General features: G+C 66.5%; 15 protein-coding genes. 7 read left to right on the top strand and 8 right to left on the bottom strand.

The window, feature by feature from the left end; all coding sequences use genetic code 11:
* Positions 1-2 precede the first annotated feature (2 nt).
* Positions 3-830 (bottom strand): amidohydrolase family protein, encoded by an 828-nt coding sequence (locus N6C22_RS07155; RefSeq protein WP_261650411.1) that lies wholly within the window; start codon positions 828-830, stop codon positions 3-5.
* 224 nt (positions 831-1,054) lie between these two features.
* Between N6C22_RS07155 and thsA the strand changes: the two genes are divergently transcribed.
* Positions 1,055-2,599: a thermosome subunit alpha gene (gene thsA / locus N6C22_RS07150; RefSeq protein ID WP_369684432.1), complete on the top strand. Its 1,545-nt coding sequence runs from the start codon at positions 1,055-1,057 to the stop codon at positions 2,597-2,599.
* A gap of 58 nt (positions 2,600-2,657) precedes the next feature.
* On the opposite strand, the gene N6C22_RS07145 is transcribed toward thsA, so the two are convergent.
* Together N6C22_RS07145 and N6C22_RS07140 are read right to left on the bottom strand one after the other, a co-directional pair.
* Entirely contained in the window at positions 2,658-3,992 is a 1,335-nt protein-coding gene (locus tag N6C22_RS07145; RefSeq protein ID WP_261650410.1) for an APC family permease, read from the bottom strand.
* Positions 3,993-4,156: 164 nt separating this feature from the next.
* Complete coding sequence (locus tag N6C22_RS07140) at positions 4,157-4,807, bottom strand: ribonuclease HI family protein (protein ID WP_261650409.1); 651 nt, start codon at positions 4,805-4,807, stop codon at positions 4,157-4,159.
* A 603-nt stretch (positions 4,808-5,410) separates the two neighbouring features.
* Between N6C22_RS07140 and N6C22_RS07135 the strand changes: the two genes are divergently transcribed.
* On the top strand, positions 5,411-6,556 hold the full coding sequence (locus tag N6C22_RS07135; protein ID WP_261650408.1) for a HAMP domain-containing sensor histidine kinase: 1,146 nt from the start codon (positions 5,411-5,413) through the stop codon (positions 6,554-6,556).
* 76 nt (positions 6,557-6,632) lie between these two features.
* On the opposite strand, the gene N6C22_RS07130 is transcribed toward N6C22_RS07135, so the two are convergent.
* Genes N6C22_RS07130 through N6C22_RS07120 form a run of 3 tightly spaced genes read right to left on the bottom strand, consistent with a single transcriptional unit; the run spans position 6,633 to position 8,541 of the window.
* On the bottom strand, positions 6,633-7,241 hold the full coding sequence (locus tag N6C22_RS07130) for a trimeric intracellular cation channel family protein (RefSeq protein ID WP_261650407.1): 609 nt from the start codon (positions 7,239-7,241) through the stop codon (positions 6,633-6,635).
* On the bottom strand, positions 7,235-8,023 hold the full coding sequence (locus tag N6C22_RS07125) for an S-adenosyl-l-methionine hydroxide adenosyltransferase family protein (RefSeq protein WP_261650406.1): 789 nt from the start codon (positions 8,021-8,023) through the stop codon (positions 7,235-7,237). Before N6C22_RS07125 ends, N6C22_RS07130 begins: the two co-directional genes overlap by 7 nt.
* The gene (locus N6C22_RS07120; protein WP_261650405.1) at positions 8,020-8,541 is read right to left on the bottom strand and encodes a nicotinamide-nucleotide adenylyltransferase; all 522 of its coding nucleotides are present in this window, start codon (positions 8,539-8,541) and stop codon (positions 8,020-8,022) included. The genes N6C22_RS07125 and N6C22_RS07120 overlap by 4 nt, the downstream gene beginning before the upstream one ends.
* A gap of 167 nt (positions 8,542-8,708) precedes the next feature.
* Here N6C22_RS07120 and lonB point away from each other — a divergent pair, with 167 nt between their 5' ends.
* Together lonB and N6C22_RS07110 are read left to right on the top strand one after the other, a co-directional pair.
* Positions 8,709-10,823 carry an ATP-dependent protease LonB gene (gene lonB / locus N6C22_RS07115; RefSeq protein WP_261650404.1) on the top strand — a complete coding sequence of 705 codons (2,115 nt, stop codon included), beginning with the start codon at positions 8,709-8,711 and terminating at the stop codon, positions 10,821-10,823.
* A gap of 84 nt (positions 10,824-10,907) precedes the next feature.
* Positions 10,908-11,675 carry a CPBP family intramembrane glutamic endopeptidase gene (locus N6C22_RS07110; RefSeq protein ID WP_261650403.1) on the top strand — a complete coding sequence of 256 codons (768 nt, stop codon included), beginning with the start codon at positions 10,908-10,910 and terminating at the stop codon, positions 11,673-11,675.
* 7 nt (positions 11,676-11,682) lie between these two features.
* On the opposite strand, the gene N6C22_RS07105 is transcribed toward N6C22_RS07110, so the two are convergent.
* Entirely contained in the window at positions 11,683-12,147 is a 465-nt protein-coding gene (locus N6C22_RS07105; RefSeq protein WP_261650402.1) for an MGMT family protein, read from the bottom strand.
* A gap of 39 nt (positions 12,148-12,186) precedes the next feature.
* Positions 12,187-12,924 (bottom strand): triacylglycerol lipase, encoded by a 738-nt coding sequence (locus tag N6C22_RS07100; RefSeq protein WP_261650401.1) that lies wholly within the window; start codon positions 12,922-12,924, stop codon positions 12,187-12,189.
* 151 nt (positions 12,925-13,075) lie between these two features.
* On the opposite strand from N6C22_RS07100, the gene trpC reads away from it, so the two are divergent.
* The 3 genes from trpC to trpA are packed head-to-tail and all read left to right on the top strand — an operon-like array spanning position 13,076 to position 15,938.
* Complete coding sequence (gene trpC / locus N6C22_RS07095) at positions 13,076-13,828, top strand: indole-3-glycerol phosphate synthase (protein ID WP_261652537.1); 753 nt, start codon at positions 13,076-13,078, stop codon at positions 13,826-13,828.
* Positions 13,825-15,114, top strand: a complete 1,290-nt coding sequence (gene trpB / locus N6C22_RS07090) for a tryptophan synthase subunit beta (RefSeq protein WP_261650400.1) — start codon at positions 13,825-13,827, stop codon at positions 15,112-15,114. Before trpC ends, trpB begins: the two co-directional genes overlap by 4 nt.
* On the top strand, positions 15,111-15,938 hold the full coding sequence (trpA, locus tag N6C22_RS07085; RefSeq protein ID WP_261650399.1) for a tryptophan synthase subunit alpha: 828 nt from the start codon (positions 15,111-15,113) through the stop codon (positions 15,936-15,938). Before trpB ends, trpA begins: the two co-directional genes overlap by 4 nt.
* Positions 15,939-15,954: the final 16 nt, after the last annotated feature.

Genomic DNA, 15,954 nt, shown 5'->3' with positions numbered 1-15,954 from the left:
GGTCAGGCTTCGGCCGCGGGGCGAAGCGCCTCGATGACCCGACACGCGTTGTTCGAGAACGCCTTGCGCATCTTGTCCTCCGAGACGTCGAGCGTCAGCAGTTCCATCACGCCGACGTTCGGGTGCGTCCAGGGCGCGCCGCTCCCGAACAGCACCCGGTCGGGATGCTCCAGCAGGGCGCGTTCGAGCTGGTCGCGGAACCGGACGAACGAGGTGTCGACGTAGGTCTCGTCGTAACGGTCGAGCAGGTCTATCGTGCGGTCCATCATGTCGCGGTCGAGCGGGTAGCCGCCGAGGTGGGCGATGACGACCGGGAACCCGCGTCCGAGGACCGTCTCGGCGACGGCATCGGGGGCGAAGCCGTGGCCGGCCCGGACCAGGACGGGGAGGCCGACCGAGGCGAGTTCGTCGAGGACCTGCTCGTCGGGTAGCCCGTCGTTCGGCGCGTCGAGCACGAACCCGTTGAACCGGTCGTCGTAGGCGTACTGTTCCACGTCCGCAGGTGAGGTGTGCCACGGTTGCCGCGACGTCGTGAGGTTCCGGAGTCGTGCCGTCGCACTCGCCCCGGGGTCTCGCTGCCCGTTGATGCGGGCGAACGCGATGAACGGCCGGTCGACGCTCAGCCGGGCGACGGTGTTGTTCTGCGTGATGTAGTCACCGTCGTCGGGCTGGGCCTCGGGGAACACGACCGACCGGACGACCCCTGCCTGTTGCATCTCCCGTTCGAGCTTCTCGGGCGAGATGGCGCGCCCGCGGGTCGACGCGAGCTCGTCGCTGGTGAGTTGGGCGTGGACGTCGACGACTCGGAACCGGTGTTCCAACTCCAGCATCTATGCTGATTCATTCGGGTGCTGCTATTTCTTGGTACCGGCCGGGGAACCCCCGCCCAGAGTGTTCGCGGTTTTCTTATGGCTTGCAGACTAAAGCGTGATAAACGCAGCCAAGCGAACCTGTGGCCAAGAAATCTATATATAGGCTCGCAAACAATACCTATTCGAGGTTTCCCATCATGCCCCAACAATCTTTCGCACAGCGTAGCATGGGCGGTCAGCCGATGTTCATCCTTGCAGAGGACACCCGACGAACACACGGCCGCGACGCCCAGTCGTCGAACATCATGGCCGGTAAAGCGGTCGCCGAAGCCGTACGGACAACGCTCGGCCCCCGCGGCATGGACAAGATGCTCGTCGACACCTCGGGCACGGTCGTCATCACGAACGACGGCGCGACCATCCTGAAGGAGATGGACATCGAGCACCCCGCCGCACAGATGATCGTCGAGGTCGCCCAGTCCCAGGAGGACGAGGTCGGTGACGGCACCACCACCGCGGCCGTCCTCGCGGGCCAGCTCCTCGCGAAGGCCGAGGACCTGCTCGAGAGCGACGTGCACCCGACGACCATCGTCGAGGGCTACCGCGAGGCATCCCGCATCGCCCTCGAGGCCATCGACGAGATGGTCCTCGACGTCAGCATGGACGAGGAGACCCTCCACAAGGTCGCCGAGTCCAGCATGACCGGCAAGGGCACCGGCGGCCTGACCGCCGACCAGCTGGCCGAGACCGTCGTCGAAGCCATCCGCCACGTCCAGGACGGCACCGACGTCGAGCGTGACGACGTGCGTATCCACACGAAGGTCGGCGCGTCCTCGAACGCGACCGAGCTCGTCGAGGGTATCATCCTCGACAAGGAGCCCGTCCACGACGGCATGCCCCGCACGGTCGAGGATGCTAACATCCTCGTCCTCGACCTCGACCTCGAGGTCCGCAAGACCGACGTCGACGCCGAGTACCGCATCGACTCCATCGAGCAGCTCAACGCCGTGATGGAGGCCGAGGAGACGGAACTCCGCGGCTACGCGAAGACCATCGCCGACTCGAAGGTCGACGTCGTGTTCACCACCGACGACATCGACAGGCGCGTCGCATCCTACCTCGCGAACGAGGGTATCCTCGCGTTCGAGAAGCTCTCGAACAAGGACGCCCGGGCAATCGCCCGCGCAGTCGGTGCCAAGCGCCTCGGCTCGCTCGAGGACCTCGACAGCGAGGACTTCGGCCACGCCGACGCCATCCGCGTCGAGGGCTTCGGTGAGGACGAACTCGCGTTCATCGAGGGCGGTGCGGCCGCAAGGTCCGTGACCGTCTTCGTCCGCGGCGGCACCGAGCACGTCGTCGACGAGCTCGAACGCGCCCTCACGGACGCCCTCGACGTGGTCGCACTCGCGGCCGAGTCCGAGGAGGTCGTCCCCGGCGCAGGCGCGACCGAGATCGCCATCTCCGACGCGGTCCGCCAGGGTGCAGCCGGCATCGAGGGCCGCAAGCAACTGGCCGTCGAGGCGTTCGCCGACGCGGTCGACACCCTCCCGCGCACCCTCGCGGAGAACACCGGCATGGACTCCATCGACGCACTCGTCTCGCTGCGTGCCGCCTACGAGGGCGGTGACGTGATGGGCGTCATCAGCGAAGGCGAGTCGGGTCGCATCGACGACCCGCTGAAGTACGGCGTCATCGACCCCGCCGACGTGAAGCGCGAGGCCGTCGAGTCCGCCACCGAGGCCGCGACGATGATCATCCGCATCGACGACATCATCGCCGCGAAGTAAGCCCTCGGACCTCGATTCTATCTCTCGTTTCTGCAGCCACGAGCGACAGCCCCCTGGTTCAGTTCTCGACCGCCGATTCCACGCGGTCCTCGACGGCGTCCGCCTCCGCGAGCAGCGTCTCTCGCTTGAAGTAGAGCACCTCGATGGCGACGACCGCGACCGCCAGGGCGACCACGGTGACGAACGTCCCGCGCTCGGCCACCCAGAGGTGATAGAGGATGAGCGGGAACGCGGCCAGACAGCCGAGGAAGCCCGCCGCCGGTGGGAGCGGGTTCATCTCCTCGTGGTCGCGCTCCGTGAGCGCGAGCGCACAGATCGTCCCGAAGACGACGACGAACGCCAGCGAGCCGAAAGAGGTGATGGCGTTCAGGCTCCCGTAGGCGGCGAAGGCGGCGGCTGCCGCGCCCAGGACGAGGACGGTCCGGGTCGGCGCACCAGACGCGTCGGCGTCGCCGAGCTGGTCCGGGGCGAGCCCGTCGTCGAGCATCCCCTTGGTGAAGTGCGCCGCCGAGAACAGCGTCCCGTTGATAGCGCTGCCCGTCGAGAAGAGCGCGGCGACCGCGACGAAGGTGAACCCGAGCTGGCCGAGGAACGGTTCGACCGCCCGCGCGACCGCGATCTCCGGGTGGGCCTTGATGACGCTCGTCTTCACGAGACTGGTCACGAGGACGGCGACGATGCAGTCGACGAGTATCGCGCCGACGATGGAGACGTACACCGCCCTCGGGAGGTTCGTCTCGACGTTCTCGATGCTCTCCTGGTCGTACAGCAGCAGTTGCCAGCCCTGGAAGGAGACGAACGAGACGGCGACCGCGGTGACGAAGCCGGTGGTCGCGACGTTCGAGAAGCCGAACTGGAGGGCGTTATTCGTGCTCCCGTAGTACAGCCCCCAGAGGCCGATGCCGAGCAGGATGACGACCTTGAGCGTGACCAGCACCTTCTCAGAACTCCCGGTCGCCCGCGCCCCGAGGACGTTCAGCCCGACGAAGAACGCGACCGCGAGCACGGACAGCAGCGGATGGAGCACGCTCTCACCGAGTCCGAGCGACGGGAGCAGCTTGACCCCGAACCCGCCGAAGGCGTAGGCGTACATCGCGATGGAGCCGACGTACCCTAACAAAAGGGTCCAGCCGACCATCCCGGCGTAGTCCGTGTCGTCGAGGTAGGTCTCCAGATGGGTCACGGACCCGCCCTTTCGGTCGTTGATGCGGTTCAGCTTGAGATAGGCGTAGGCGGCACACATCGACACCAGGCTGGCCGCGAGGAATGCCAGCCAGGCGGCCGCGCCCGCGATGCTCGCGACGACGCCGAGCACCGCGAACACGCCGCCGCCGATCATCCCCCCGAGGCCGATAGCCGTGGCTCCGGTGAAGCCGAGACTCTCCTCTGACATACACGGAGAGATGGACCCGCCAGCCACGTGAGACGGCGGCCAAGATACGTGGGACCGCTCCGTGAATCGCGGCGTGGTCGGAGTCCTCCCACGGATAGAGCCGTGGGCTGTCCCCTTCCAGCTACTGAAACGGTCGGTTCAGGTATCGTTCCGTGCCACCACCATCACGGCCCAAGCGCAGCAATGTCCGCACCAACCGTCGCGAGCGCGTCAGCGGGGTTCGGGTCGCTGTCGGCAAGGTGCGTGTACCGGTGCTCCGGGATGCGCGACAGCGCCGCCGCGATGGCCTCGCTGTACTGCTCGACGCCCGGTTCCGTCGGGTCGTCGCCGCCCCAGACGTCCCGGATGACGGTCATCGAATCGATACGCACCTCGAGATCGCGTGGCTCGTACCGGGTCAGCAGTTCGGAGAGCCCGAGCTGGAGAGCGACGTACTCGGCGGTGTTGTTCCCCGAACTGGAGCCGACGGGTCGGCCGAGACGTGCGAGTTCGTTCTCCGACGTGTCCATGATGACAGCGCCCGCACCCGCGGGACCGGGATTGCCGCGTGAACTCCCGTCCACGTAGAGGATGAAGCTGTCGTCGGTCGCCTCGGGGACAGGTGGGCGTGTGACCCCCGACGCCAGCAGGTCTTCGAGTGTGCTTCGGAGCTCGGTCCGGCTGGTCGCGGGGTCGAAGAGACCGCCGAATCCGGGGACAGCGTCGTCGATGGTCTCGATGGCGGCCGTCACCTCGTAGCCGACGGCCGCGAGTACCTCCTCGACGAGCGTGGCGAGCGGCGAGAGGTGTTCGACCGGGAGGGGGTCGTCGGTCACGCTACGTTCCCCCTCCGGCTTCGGTCGCGGGTGCGCTCACTCTCGCCCCCGGCTGCTCTCGATGACCGGACACACCACTGCATAGGAGCCACTCGGTGGGCGAGCGGGATAATCTCTTCAGGTGGTGAGCCGACTCGCTCTGCCGGCCGGGGATACAGGACGGGCGCGACCTGATGGAGAAGCGTGCCAGTGACAGAGTCAGAGGGGTCGACCTGTCGATTCACCCAGTGTTCTGGCTCGAACTCGTGAGGAATCGCCTGCTGCATACAGAGAATGCATTCAGTAGCTGGAGGGTCAGGTGAGGAGGATGGGCCTGTCAAGACTCCTACGTCCGTTCCAGTCTCCGGGCGCACGCTATATGCTCTCTAGTGTCGTATGTTACTCATGCCATCTGCCGCACCATCACTCACGGCGGTCAGAGCGGTGGTTGAAGGCTTCGGCCCGCCCGGGACTCCACTGACCACATCCGACGTAGCCGCGAAGTTCGACTGCTCCAACCGGGCCATCTCCGAACAACTTGAAACCCTCGTCGGCGAGAGATTTCTAGAAACGAAGGAGGTCGGCGCTCACGGACGTGTGTGGTGGCGACCAGTCGACACTCCGATGTCCCAACGGAAGACGCCACGCGGGACTGGTGCTATCGTCGAGTCTACCAACACGTCAGCGACGAGCTCCCGTGGGGACAGCGAGACGGCCGAGCAGGCATTGCAAGCGTCCGAGGAACGGCTCCACCTCGCGACCGAGATCGGGGGAATCGGTATCTGGGAACTCGACCTCCAGACACTCGACTCGCCCCTCCGTACGGCTCGACACGACGAGATATTCGGCTACGACGAACCGCCCGACGACTGGAGCTTCGAGCGGTTCCTCGACCACGTCGTCCCGGAGCATCGCGACCGCATCGAGCGGAGCTTCGAGGAGAGCCTCCGGACGGGAGTGTGGGCGTTCGAGTGCCCGATCGTCCGGGTGGACGGTCAGCAGCGGTGGATTGCCGCCCGCGGGCGAATGTTCGAGGATGAGGTTGGCGAACCGCACCGTGCGCTCGGTGTCGTTCAGGACATCACCGACCAGAAGCGCCGCGAGGGAAAACTCGAACGGCAGCGCAAGCGACTCGAACGACAGAACGAGCGGCTGGAGGAGTTCACCAGCACCGTGACACACGACCTGCGGTCGCCGCTGGCGGTCATCGACGGCCGGTTGTATCTGTACCGGGAGACGGGCGAGGACGAACACCTCGACGCCGCCGAGGAAGCGCTAGAGCGGGCGGGGAGACTCGTCGACGACCTGCTCACCGTCGCCCATCAGGGCCGGCTGGTCGAGACGACGCAACCGACCGACGTCGGGGCGGTGTTCGAGCGGGCACGGGAAGGGACGGTTCCAGAGACCGCCACGTGTGTGTACGACCCGGTGCCGACGATACTCGCAGACCGAGACCGATTGCTCCAACTGTTCGAGAACGTGCTGCGCAACAGTGTCGAGCACGGCGGGAGCGACGTCACTGTTCGGGTGGGGCCACTCCCGGACGATACAGGGTTCTACATCGAGGACGATGGCCCCGGGTTCGCCGGGGTCGACCCCGAACAGGTGTTCGAGTTCGGGTACTCGGGCCGTGAGGATGGGACTGGATTCGGGCTCTCGATAGTCCGGGCGATCGCCGACGCACACGGGTGGGAGATTTCGATAGGAGCGGAGGCGAGCGGTGGTGCTCGAGTCCAGATAACGGGCGTCGAGTTCGCGCCGGACTCGTAGCGCGAACGGTCCTCCGGAGAATCAACTGACCCTCGGTCTACCAGCGTTCCGTCGAAACGACGGCGAACCAGCCCACTCACGGATTCGGAAGCGACCAGTCGTACCGCATCGCCGCAAGCCGCAAGCCCAGCGCGAGTCCGACACTCGCAGCCGTCGCCCACACCTGCGGCCCACCCAGTTCTCGAACGACCCAGAAGGCGGCCCCGCCGGCCAGCGCGCAGGTCGCGTAGAAGTCCTCGTGGAGGATGCTCGGGACCTCTTGCGCCAGCAAGTCCCGAATCGCGCCGCCGCCAGTTCCCGTCAGGGTCGCCGTGATGACCACGCCGAAGGGCGAGAGCCCGGCCTCGTAGCCGACGATGGCCCCGGTCCCGGCGAAGGCGGCGAGGCCGATGGCGTCGGGAATCGTGAGCAGTGGCGAGTCCGCGATGTCGCCCGCTTCGAGGTGCGTGAGGACGATGGCGACGCCGACGCCGGCCAGCGCCAGGGTCATGTCCGATTCGGAGAGCAGTGCCCCGGGGACCTTCCTGACGAGCAGGTCGCGGGTGATACCGCCGCCGAGGGCCGTGACGACGCCGAGGACGGCGATACCAAGGTAGTCGAGGTCCTTCTCGACGCCCTTGGACGCGCCAGCAGCCCCGAACGCGACGGTCCCGAGCGCGTTCATCGCGGCGAAGGGGGTCAGCATCGTTCCAGTATGACCCCGTCACCCGGTTCGAGTCCGAAGGCCTCGTCGCCGCGTCCCTGGTTCACGTCGCACTCGACGTAGCCGTGGCTGCCGACGGTGACGAGCCGGTCGTCCTCGGAGACGGCGGCGAAGGTGTCACCGACGGGTGTGTGCTCCCCGTTTACCGTCACCGCGCTCGCGCCCGCGAGGAACTCGCCTGGAATGTTCGTGATGGCGTTCCCGAAGTCGTCGACGACGAGGATTTCGCCTTCAGCCCGGCCGTTTTCGATGTTGGCCTCGGGGAGCGTGCAGTCGACGAGGTTCGCAGAATCGGTCGGCGTGAGCCTGTCGAGGCTCTCGGCGTTCTGGACACCTGCCTCGTGGAGAGCGGCGGCTGCCGGGGCGAACACGTCCCGGCCGTGGAAGGTGGTGCTGTCGGCCTCGGCGTCGTCGATGACGAAGGTGGACACGTCGTCGTGTTCGAGAGAGTCGCCGGGCGCAAGTCCAGCCAGCTCGCGGGCGACCGGCAGGACTACCCCGTTGTCGGGCGCGACGAGGGCGTGGTCACCGACTCGCAAGACGATGGCGTCGCGGTCGGTGCCGACGCCGGGGTCGACGACGACGCAGTGGACCGCCGGCGGAAAATAGGGGAGAAGCTCGCGGAGCCAGAAGGCGGCGGCCCGCACGTCGTGGCGGGGGAAGTCGTGGGCGATGTCCTCGATGCGAGCGTCGGAGTGGGCACAGATGACGCCCTTCATCGCTGCAGGGTAGGGAGACCCGAAGTCGGAAGCGAGCGTTATCATTCCCCGCCGTTGGAGTCGCTCGCGGCCACCTGCTGGATGCGGCCGATACCGTCTATCTCGCGGATGACCTCGACGGCCGGGTCCGGGATGAGGCTCTCCCAGTCCTTGCCCTGGATCATGCGCTCGCGGACCTCGGTGCCCTCCAGCACGTCGCGGTTGAACATCGGGGACTGGCGTACCTCGATGCCGGCCTCCTCGAACAGCCGGATGACGAGCGGGTTGTTGGAGTACGCCACGTCGAACGACGGCGACATGGACTGGACGTGGCTCACCCACACCGAGTTCCGGTCCAGGTCCTCGATGGGGACCGAGTACGTCGTCAGGTCGAACTCCTGGAGCGACTTCGTGAGCATCATGATGCGCTCGCCCGCCGTGAACGGGTCGTGGGTGCTGTGGGAGTCCCCCGCGCTCCCGATACCAAGCACGAGTTCGTCGACCTCCTCCGCGATGGTCTTCACCATGCTGTGGTGGCCGTTGTGGTACGGCTGGAACCGCCCGATGTAGAATCCGCGGGTCATACTCCATTGGTCGACCGTGTCATTTATAAGGATGGCGGCATCGGGTGGGTGCCGTTCACGGCGTGTAGGAGCCTTGTATCCATCGAATCCGGTCGTGTGGTACAGAGGTACGGGGGGAGAAAGTATATCAGTCCCTGAGCCTTCGATTCAGGTAGTAACCCGATTCTATGAGCAACGACAGTGACACCACCGACGGAATCCCGGAGACGGTCGAGGAGACCGAGGCTGACGGGGATTCCGAGTCGGGCGAGACGGAGATGCCGGGCGTCCCGAAGGACGAGCACCCGGACCCCGTCGTCCCCGACGATTCCCCCTCCGAGGACGGTGACTCCATCGAACGACTGGGTAGCGACGTGGAAGTCGACATCGGTGCCGACATCGACGAAGATGTCGCCGAGGACGACCTCCTCGGTGGCCTCCAGATCGACAGCACCGAAGAGATCGAGGTGCCAGAGCGCCTCGTCGACCAGGTCATCGGCCAGGACGAGGCCCGTGACATCGTCAAGAAAGCTGCCAAGCAGCGCCGGCACGTGATGATGATCGGCTCCCCGGGTACCGGGAAGTCGATGCTGGCGAAGGCGATGTCCCAGCTCCTCCCGAAGGAGGACCTCCAGGACATCCTCGTCTACCACAACCCGGACGACGGCAACGAGCCGAAGGTCCGAACCGTTCCCGCGGGCAAGGGCGACCAGATCATCGAGGCGTACAAGGACGAGGCCCGAAAGCGCAACCAGATGCGCTCGTTCCTGATGCTCATCATCATGGCCGTCGTCCTCGTGTACGCGGTCGTCACCCGCAACCTGCTGCTGGGTATCCTCGCAGCCGGTGTCGTCTACCTCGCGTTCCGCTACTCCGGTCGCTCGAGCGACTCGATGATTCCGAACCTCATCGTGAACAACGCGGAACAGCAGACCGCGCCGTTCGAGGACGCGACGGGCGCGCACGCCGGTGCGCTGCTGGGCGACGTCCGCCACGACCCGTTCCAGTCCGGTGGGATGGAGACGCCGAGCCACGACCGCGTCGAGCCCGGTGCCATCCACAAGGCGAACAAGGGCGTGCTGTTCATCGACGAGATCAACACCCTCGACATCCGGTCCCAGCAGAAGCTGATGACCGCCATCCAGGAGGGCGAGTTCTCCATCACGGGCCAGTCCGAGCGCTCCTCGGGTGCGATGGTCCAGACCGAGCCCGTCCCCTGTGACTTCATCATGGTCGCCGCGGGGAACCTCGACGCGATGGAGAACATGCACCCCGCACTCCGCAGCCGTATCAAGGGATACGGGTACGAGGTCTACATGGACGACACCATCGAGGACACGCCCGAGATGCGCCGCAAGTACGCGCGCTTCGTGGCACAGGAGGTCGCCAAGGACGGCCGCCTCCCGTCGTTCACCCGCGACGCCGTCGAGGAGATCATCCTCGAAGCCCGCCGCCGTGCGGGCCGCAAGGGGCACCTGACCCTCGAACTGCGTAACCTCGGTGGCCTGGTGCGTGTCTCCGGTGACATCGCACGCGCCGAGGACAAGGAGAACACGGACCGCGAGGACGTGCTCCGCGCCAAGCGCCGCAGCCGCTCCATCGAGCAGCAGCTGGCCGACGACTACATCGAGCGCCGCAAGGACTACGAGCTGACCGTCTCCTCCGGCGACGTGGTCGGCCGTGTCAACGGCCTCGCGGTCATGGGCGAGGACAGCGGTATCGTCCTCCCCGTCATGGCCGAGGTCGTCCCGGCACAGGGCCAGGGTAAGGTTATCGCGACCGGGAAGCTCCAGGAGATGGCCGAGGAGGCGGTGCAGAACGTCTCCGCCATCATCAAGAAGTTCTCCGACGAGGACATCTCGGAGAAGGACATCCACATCCAGTTCGTCCAGGCGGGCCAGCAGGGTGTCGACGGTGACTCCGCGTCCATCACGGTCGCGGCCGCGGTCATCTCGGCGCTCGAAGACGTGCCCGTCGACCAGTCGATGGCGATGACCGGCTCGCTGTCGGTCCGGGGCGACGTGCTCCCCGTCGGTGGGGTGACCCACAAGATAGAGGCCGCGGCGAAGGCCGGTCTCGACCGGGTCATCATCCCGAAGGCGAACGAGCAGGACGTGATGATCGAGGACGAGTACAAGGAGCAGATCGAGATCATCCCGGTCAGCCACATCAGCGAGGTCCTCGAGGTGGCCCTCGTGGGCGAGACCGAGAAGGACTCGCTCGTCGACCGCCTGAAGTCCATCACGGGCTCGGCGCTCGAACACAACGTCGGTCGAAGCGGCGGGTCTCCGAGCCCGCAGTAGATGCCGAACTGGGCGGCCTTCGCATCCGTCGCGGTGGTCGTCTGTGGTTTCTTGTTATTTCTCGCACACGCCACGAGTTCGACAGTGACGACCACGGACCCTGCACTGCCCACGCCCGAGGAACTCGACGCGCACGCCCGCGAGCAGTTCGCCGAACACGAGGGACTGTACGAGGAGTGGGTTGCCGAGCAGGGCGACGAGTGGGCAACCGAGCGCCAGGACCAGTGGCTGGCCGATAACGCGCCCGACCGGGCACAGCACGAGCTCTCGACCGGCCTGCTGCTGGCGAACGTCGCACTCACGCAGGGGCTGTTCCTCGCGATACTCGTCGGGGCAGCGGTGCTGGCGCACGTTCCACCGGCCGCCCTGGGCGTGGCCTGGGGACACTTCAGCCTGCCAGCACTGGCGGTGGGTGTCGGCCTCGGCGTCGCGCTCTACGTCGCGAACCAGGTCGGTACGTCCGTCTCTGCGCGCTTCGACATCGAGACCGGTGAGGAACTGCGGGCACTGCTCGCCCCCGACACGCCGCAGGGCTGGGTCGTCCTGCTCGCCGGGGTGCTCCCGCTGGTCGCGGTGTTCGAGGAGTTCATGTTCCGGGCCGTGCTCGTCGGGGCGCTCGCGGTCGGCTTCGGTGTGTCGCCGTGGCTACTGGCCGTCGTCTCGTCGCTGGCGTTCGCGGTCGGCCACGGCGTGCAGGGACCGGCTGGGGTCGCCATCACGGGCACCCTGGGGTTCGTCCTCGCGGCGGTGTTCATCCTCACGGGCAGCCTGCTGGCCGTGGTCGTGGCGCACTATCTGGTGAACGCACTGGAGTTCGTCGTCCACGAGGGACTGGGCGTGGAGTGGACGTGACCGAGAATCAGAGTTCTTCGACCGAGCGCAGGCGCTGTTCGACCTCCGGCGGGGCGGCGCTCGGCCCGTCCCGGACGCGGTGACACGGGATGAGCAGGGGCGCGGGATTCGCGTCGAGTGCGGTCCGGACGAGGATGAGGTCGTCCTCGTCCTCGGCGTCGAGCCCGGGCGTCATGCGGGCGAGCTGTTTCACGTCCAGTTGCTCACCGTACGGGACGTTCTCGCGTAAGGTCTCTAAGACCTCGCGCTGGTCGGTCGGGAGGGTGAGTGCGACCGTCACGTCGTCGAAGTTCACCTTCTGGACCCCATCGAAGTAGGTCTGGATGCGGTCGAGGAGTGGGTGGTCATCGCCCGCGCCGTCGTCTGGTTGTTCCGGGAACGAGACCGAGATGACGCGCCCGCTCGCGACGCCGAGTTGCACGTATCGCTCCAGAAAGGGGTAGTGCCTCGCGTAGATTCCCGCGTCGTCCATACGTGAGGAATCGCACGAGACCAACTTGAAGGTTCCTCGTCAGTCCAGATACTGGTACCAGACCTCGAAGACGTCCTCGTCCCAGGCGAGCTGGAGGTGAAGTTCCCAGTGTCGGTTGATGTTCCGGGCCTCGGCGACCGAGTCCATGGAGTCGGCGGGGAGCTTGGCGTACTCGTCGGGGTTGATTATCTCGTCGCTGTCGCTCCAGATGGCGGTGTACTCGACACCTTTCGCGAGGGTGCCGTCGTTCAGGTCGGTGAGGAAGTCACTGCCGGGGACCATGTCGTAGCCGCCGGGCGTGAGGTACGCGAGGTAGGCGGCGTAGGTCCCCTGGTGCGGCGTGCCGAGGGTGATGAGGTCGTCGACGTGGACGTTCCCGCCGAGCTTCTCGACGCAGTACCGGGAGTCGAGGCCGCCCATCGAGTGGGCGACGATGTCGACCTCGCTCCCCGTCTCGGCGGCGATCTCCTGAACGCGGTCACAGACGACCTGCGCGTAGTCCTCTGGTGAGTGGACGGTCGTCCCGGGGATGGAGCCGAGGTCGAGGACGTGGACGTTCCCGGGGTCGTAGCCGCGCTCGACGAGGCGATGCTCGGCGAGGTCCCACCAGGGCGTGTCGTGGGTGTCGAAGAACCCGTGAACGAACAGGACCGGGTCGTTGTCCGGCCCGGAATCGGCGGTCGCGGCTGCCGGGCCGACCGCGCCGACGAGCAGCACGAGTGCGAGTGTCACAGAGGCGATTCGTCGTGTCGCTGGAGTCGTGATGGCTGTTGACATGCGACACCAACCAGATACCGATGGAAATAACTTAAACTTTTAAACTGAACTTCTGTGCAAAAATGTTTCCAGTGCCAGCAGCACCAGTAGTATGCGATTCCCTGAGGCGTGCGCAAGGCTTATGTACATATTAGCACATCAATGTACGATGATGAACGCTACTGAGGATATTGCGCCAGCAGTCCAGTCGATTCTGGACGCTGCGGCGCGGCGAGAGACGCCTGACGGGCGCGTCTCGGTGGAATCGCGGTCGCTCGTCGATGGGCTCGCGGCCGCCGCGGCCGACGGGCGGATACCCGTCATCGCGGAGGTGAAGCCGACGAGTCCGACGACAGAGGGCTCGCGGACCGACGACCCGGTCGAGCTGGCGAGACAGATGGTCGCGGGCGGCGCGGCCGCCATCTCGGTTCTCACGGAGCCGGAACACTTCGGCGGGAGCACGGAGAACCTCGAACGCATCCGCGAGGCGGTCGACGTCCCCGTGCTCCGCAAGGACTTCCTGCTGGAGGAGGCCCACCTCGATGCCGTCGAGGCCGACGCGGTGTTGCTCATCGTGCGGTTCCTCGACGACCTCGAGGGGATGCTCCAGGCGGCCCGCGACCGTGGCTTCGAGCCGCTGGTCGAGGTGCACACGCTGGCCGAGCTGGAGACCGCCGTCGACGCCGGGGCGACGCTGGTGGGCGTGAACAACCGCGACCTCGCGAAACTGGTCGTGGACCTCGACACATTCGAGTCCATCGCGCCCCACGTTCCGGACGACGTGACACTGCTCGCCGAATCCGGAATCACGACGCCGGCGGACGCGCGGCGGATGCGCGACGCTGGTGCGGACGGACTGCTCGTCGGCAGCGCGATCATGGACGGAGACGTGGAGACGAACACACGCGACCTGGTGAACGCATGAGTACTGACGACGACGGGACGACGACCGAGGAATCGACACTCGACCGACCGGGCACGTTCGGCCGCTACGGCGGCCAGTACGTCCCGGAAGCCCTGATGCCTGCGATCCAGGAACTCGAAGACGCCTACCAGCGCTACGTACTGGAGAACGAGGACGGCTTCATGGACGAGTTCCGCCGCCGGCTTCGCGACTTCGGCGGCCGCCCGACCCCGCTCCAGCGGGCCGACCGCCTCAGCGAGGAATACGGGATAGAGGTGTACCTCAAGCGCGAGGACCTGCTCCACGGGGGCGCACACAAGCTGAACAACGCGCTCGGACAGGTGCTCCTCGCGAAGTACATGGGCAAGGAACGCATCGTCGCCGAGACCGGCGCGGGCCAGCACGGCACTGCGACGGCCATGGCGGCGGCCCACCTCGACTTCCCCTGTGAGATATACATGGGGACCCGCGACATCGCCCGCCAGCGCCCCAACGTCTTCCGGATGCGCCTGAACGGGGCCGAGGTCAACCCAGTCACGGCCGGGCGTGGCACCCTCAAGGAGGCCATCAACGAGACGATGCGCGACTGGGCGACCAACGTCGAGGACACCCACTACGTCATCGGGTCTGTCGTGGGACCACACCCGTTCCCGTCGATGGTGCGTGACTTCCAGGCCGTCATCAGCGAGGAGGCTCGCCGCCAGATACAGGAACAGGCGGGTCGGCTGCCGGATTCGGTCGTCGCCTGCGCGGGCGGCGGCTCGAACACGATGGGCACCTTCGCGAACTTCGTCGCCGACGAAGACGTGGACCTGTTCGCCGTCGAGGCGGGCGGGTCCTCGCTGGAGGTCGACGACGAGACGGGCGTCGCCCCGAACTCGGCGTCGCTCTCGACCGGCTCCGAAGGGATTCTCCACGGGGCCCGGACGAAGCTCCTGCAGGACCGAGACGGGAACATCGTCGAGAGCCACAGCATCTCCTCTGGCCTGGACTACGCCGGCGTCGGCCCGGAGCTCGCCTACCTCGTCGACGAGGGACGGGTGACTCCGGTGAACGTCGACGACGACGCGGCGCTCGCCTCCTTCCACCATCTGAGTCAGCACGAGGGCATCATCCCCGCACTGGAGTCCGCCCACGCGGTCGCGTTCGCGGCCGAACACCCGGACCAGCTGGGAGAGGTGACCATCATCAACGTCTCCGGCCGCGGTGACAAGGACCTCGAGGCGGTCATCGAGGAGACGGAGAAGCGGAACATCCCCGGGGCACCGGACATGGACGTCTTCGAGGAAGTCGGAGGTGGCCTATGAGCGACCTCGCCGACGCCTTCGACGAACCCGCCTTCGTCCCGTACCTCTGCGTGGGCGACCCGAGCGTCGAGCGCACCCGCGAGTACGTGAAGGCGCTCGAACGCGGCGGGGCCGACGTCATCGAACTCGGCCTCCCGTTCTCGGAACCCATCGCGGAGGGGCCGACCATCCAGGCCTCGGTCGTCCGCGCACTCGAAGCCGGCGTCACGCCCGACGTGTACTTCGACTTCGTCGAGTCGCTCGACGTCGAGGTGCCGCTGGTCTGTATGACCTACTACAACCTCATCTACCAGTACGGCGAGGACGAGGGCCCGGAACCCTTCGTGAAGCGCGCCGCCGAGGTCGGTATCTCGGGCTTCGTCGTGCCGGACCTGCCGGCCGAGGAGTCCGACCCGCTCCGCGAGGCGTGTGACGAGTACGGGCTCGACCTCGTCTTCATCATCGCGCCGACGACCCGCGGCGAGCGCCTCGAACGCATGATGGAACAGACCTCGGGCTACGTGTACGTGCAGGCGCGACTCGGCACGACAGGGGCCAGAGACGACGTGAGTGACCAGACGGCCGATTCTCTCAGTCGCATCTGTCAGTACGATATCCCCAAGGCCGTCGGCTTCGGTGTTTCGACCGGAGACCATGCCAAGCGAATCGTGGCCGGCGGGGCCGACGGCGTCATCGTCGGCAGCGCCCTCGTGGACATCGTCGCCGAGTACGGCGACCCGGAGGGCGACGACGTCCCCCAGCGCCTCGAGGAGAAGGCGAGAGAACTCGCAGAGGGCGTCCGGGCCGGTTACGCGCAAGGAGTACCCGAACCAGAAGGGACATAACCTATTGTTTGCTACA

The organism is Haloarchaeobius sp. HME9146 (assembly GCF_025399835.1).
In the GTDB taxonomy this organism is placed as follows: Archaea; Halobacteriota; Halobacteria; order Halobacteriales; family Natrialbaceae; genus Haloarchaeobius.
The sequence above is the reverse complement of the archived record's forward strand: the minus strand, read 5'-3'. Positions and strand labels throughout refer to the sequence as shown.

What these genes read in the sequence shown, in the direction of transcription:
- N6C22_RS07155 (WP_261650411.1), bottom strand. Translation starts at nt 830, where the DNA reads ATGCTGGAGTTGGAACACCGGTTCCGAGTCGTCGACGTCCACGCCCAA.
- thsA (WP_369684432.1), top strand. Translation starts at nt 1,055, where the DNA reads ATGTTCATCCTTGCAGAGGACACCCGACGAACACACGGCCGCGACGCC.
- N6C22_RS07145 (WP_261650410.1), bottom strand. Translation starts at nt 3,992, where the DNA reads ATGTCAGAGGAGAGTCTCGGCTTCACCGGAGCCACGGCTATCGGCCTC.
- N6C22_RS07135 (WP_261650408.1), top strand. Translation starts at nt 5,411, where the DNA reads ATGTCCCAACGGAAGACGCCACGCGGGACTGGTGCTATCGTCGAGTCT.
- N6C22_RS07130 (WP_261650407.1), bottom strand. Translation starts at nt 7,241, where the DNA reads ATGCTGACCCCCTTCGCCGCGATGAACGCGCTCGGGACCGTCGCGTTC.
- N6C22_RS07125 (WP_261650406.1), bottom strand. Translation starts at nt 8,023, where the DNA reads ATGATAACGCTCGCTTCCGACTTCGGGTCTCCCTACCCTGCAGCGATG.
- N6C22_RS07120 (WP_261650405.1), bottom strand. Translation starts at nt 8,541, where the DNA reads ATGACCCGCGGATTCTACATCGGGCGGTTCCAGCCGTACCACAACGGC.
- lonB (WP_261650404.1), top strand. Translation starts at nt 8,709, where the DNA reads ATGAGCAACGACAGTGACACCACCGACGGAATCCCGGAGACGGTCGAG.
- N6C22_RS07105 (WP_261650402.1), bottom strand. Translation starts at nt 12,147, where the DNA reads ATGGACGACGCGGGAATCTACGCGAGGCACTACCCCTTTCTGGAGCGA.
- N6C22_RS07100 (WP_261650401.1), bottom strand. Translation starts at nt 12,924, where the DNA reads ATGTCAACAGCCATCACGACTCCAGCGACACGACGAATCGCCTCTGTG.
- trpC (WP_261652537.1), top strand. Translation starts at nt 13,076, where the DNA reads ATGAACGCTACTGAGGATATTGCGCCAGCAGTCCAGTCGATTCTGGAC.
- trpB (WP_261650400.1), top strand. Translation starts at nt 13,825, where the DNA reads ATGAGTACTGACGACGACGGGACGACGACCGAGGAATCGACACTCGAC.
- trpA (WP_261650399.1), top strand. Translation starts at nt 15,111, where the DNA reads ATGAGCGACCTCGCCGACGCCTTCGACGAACCCGCCTTCGTCCCGTAC.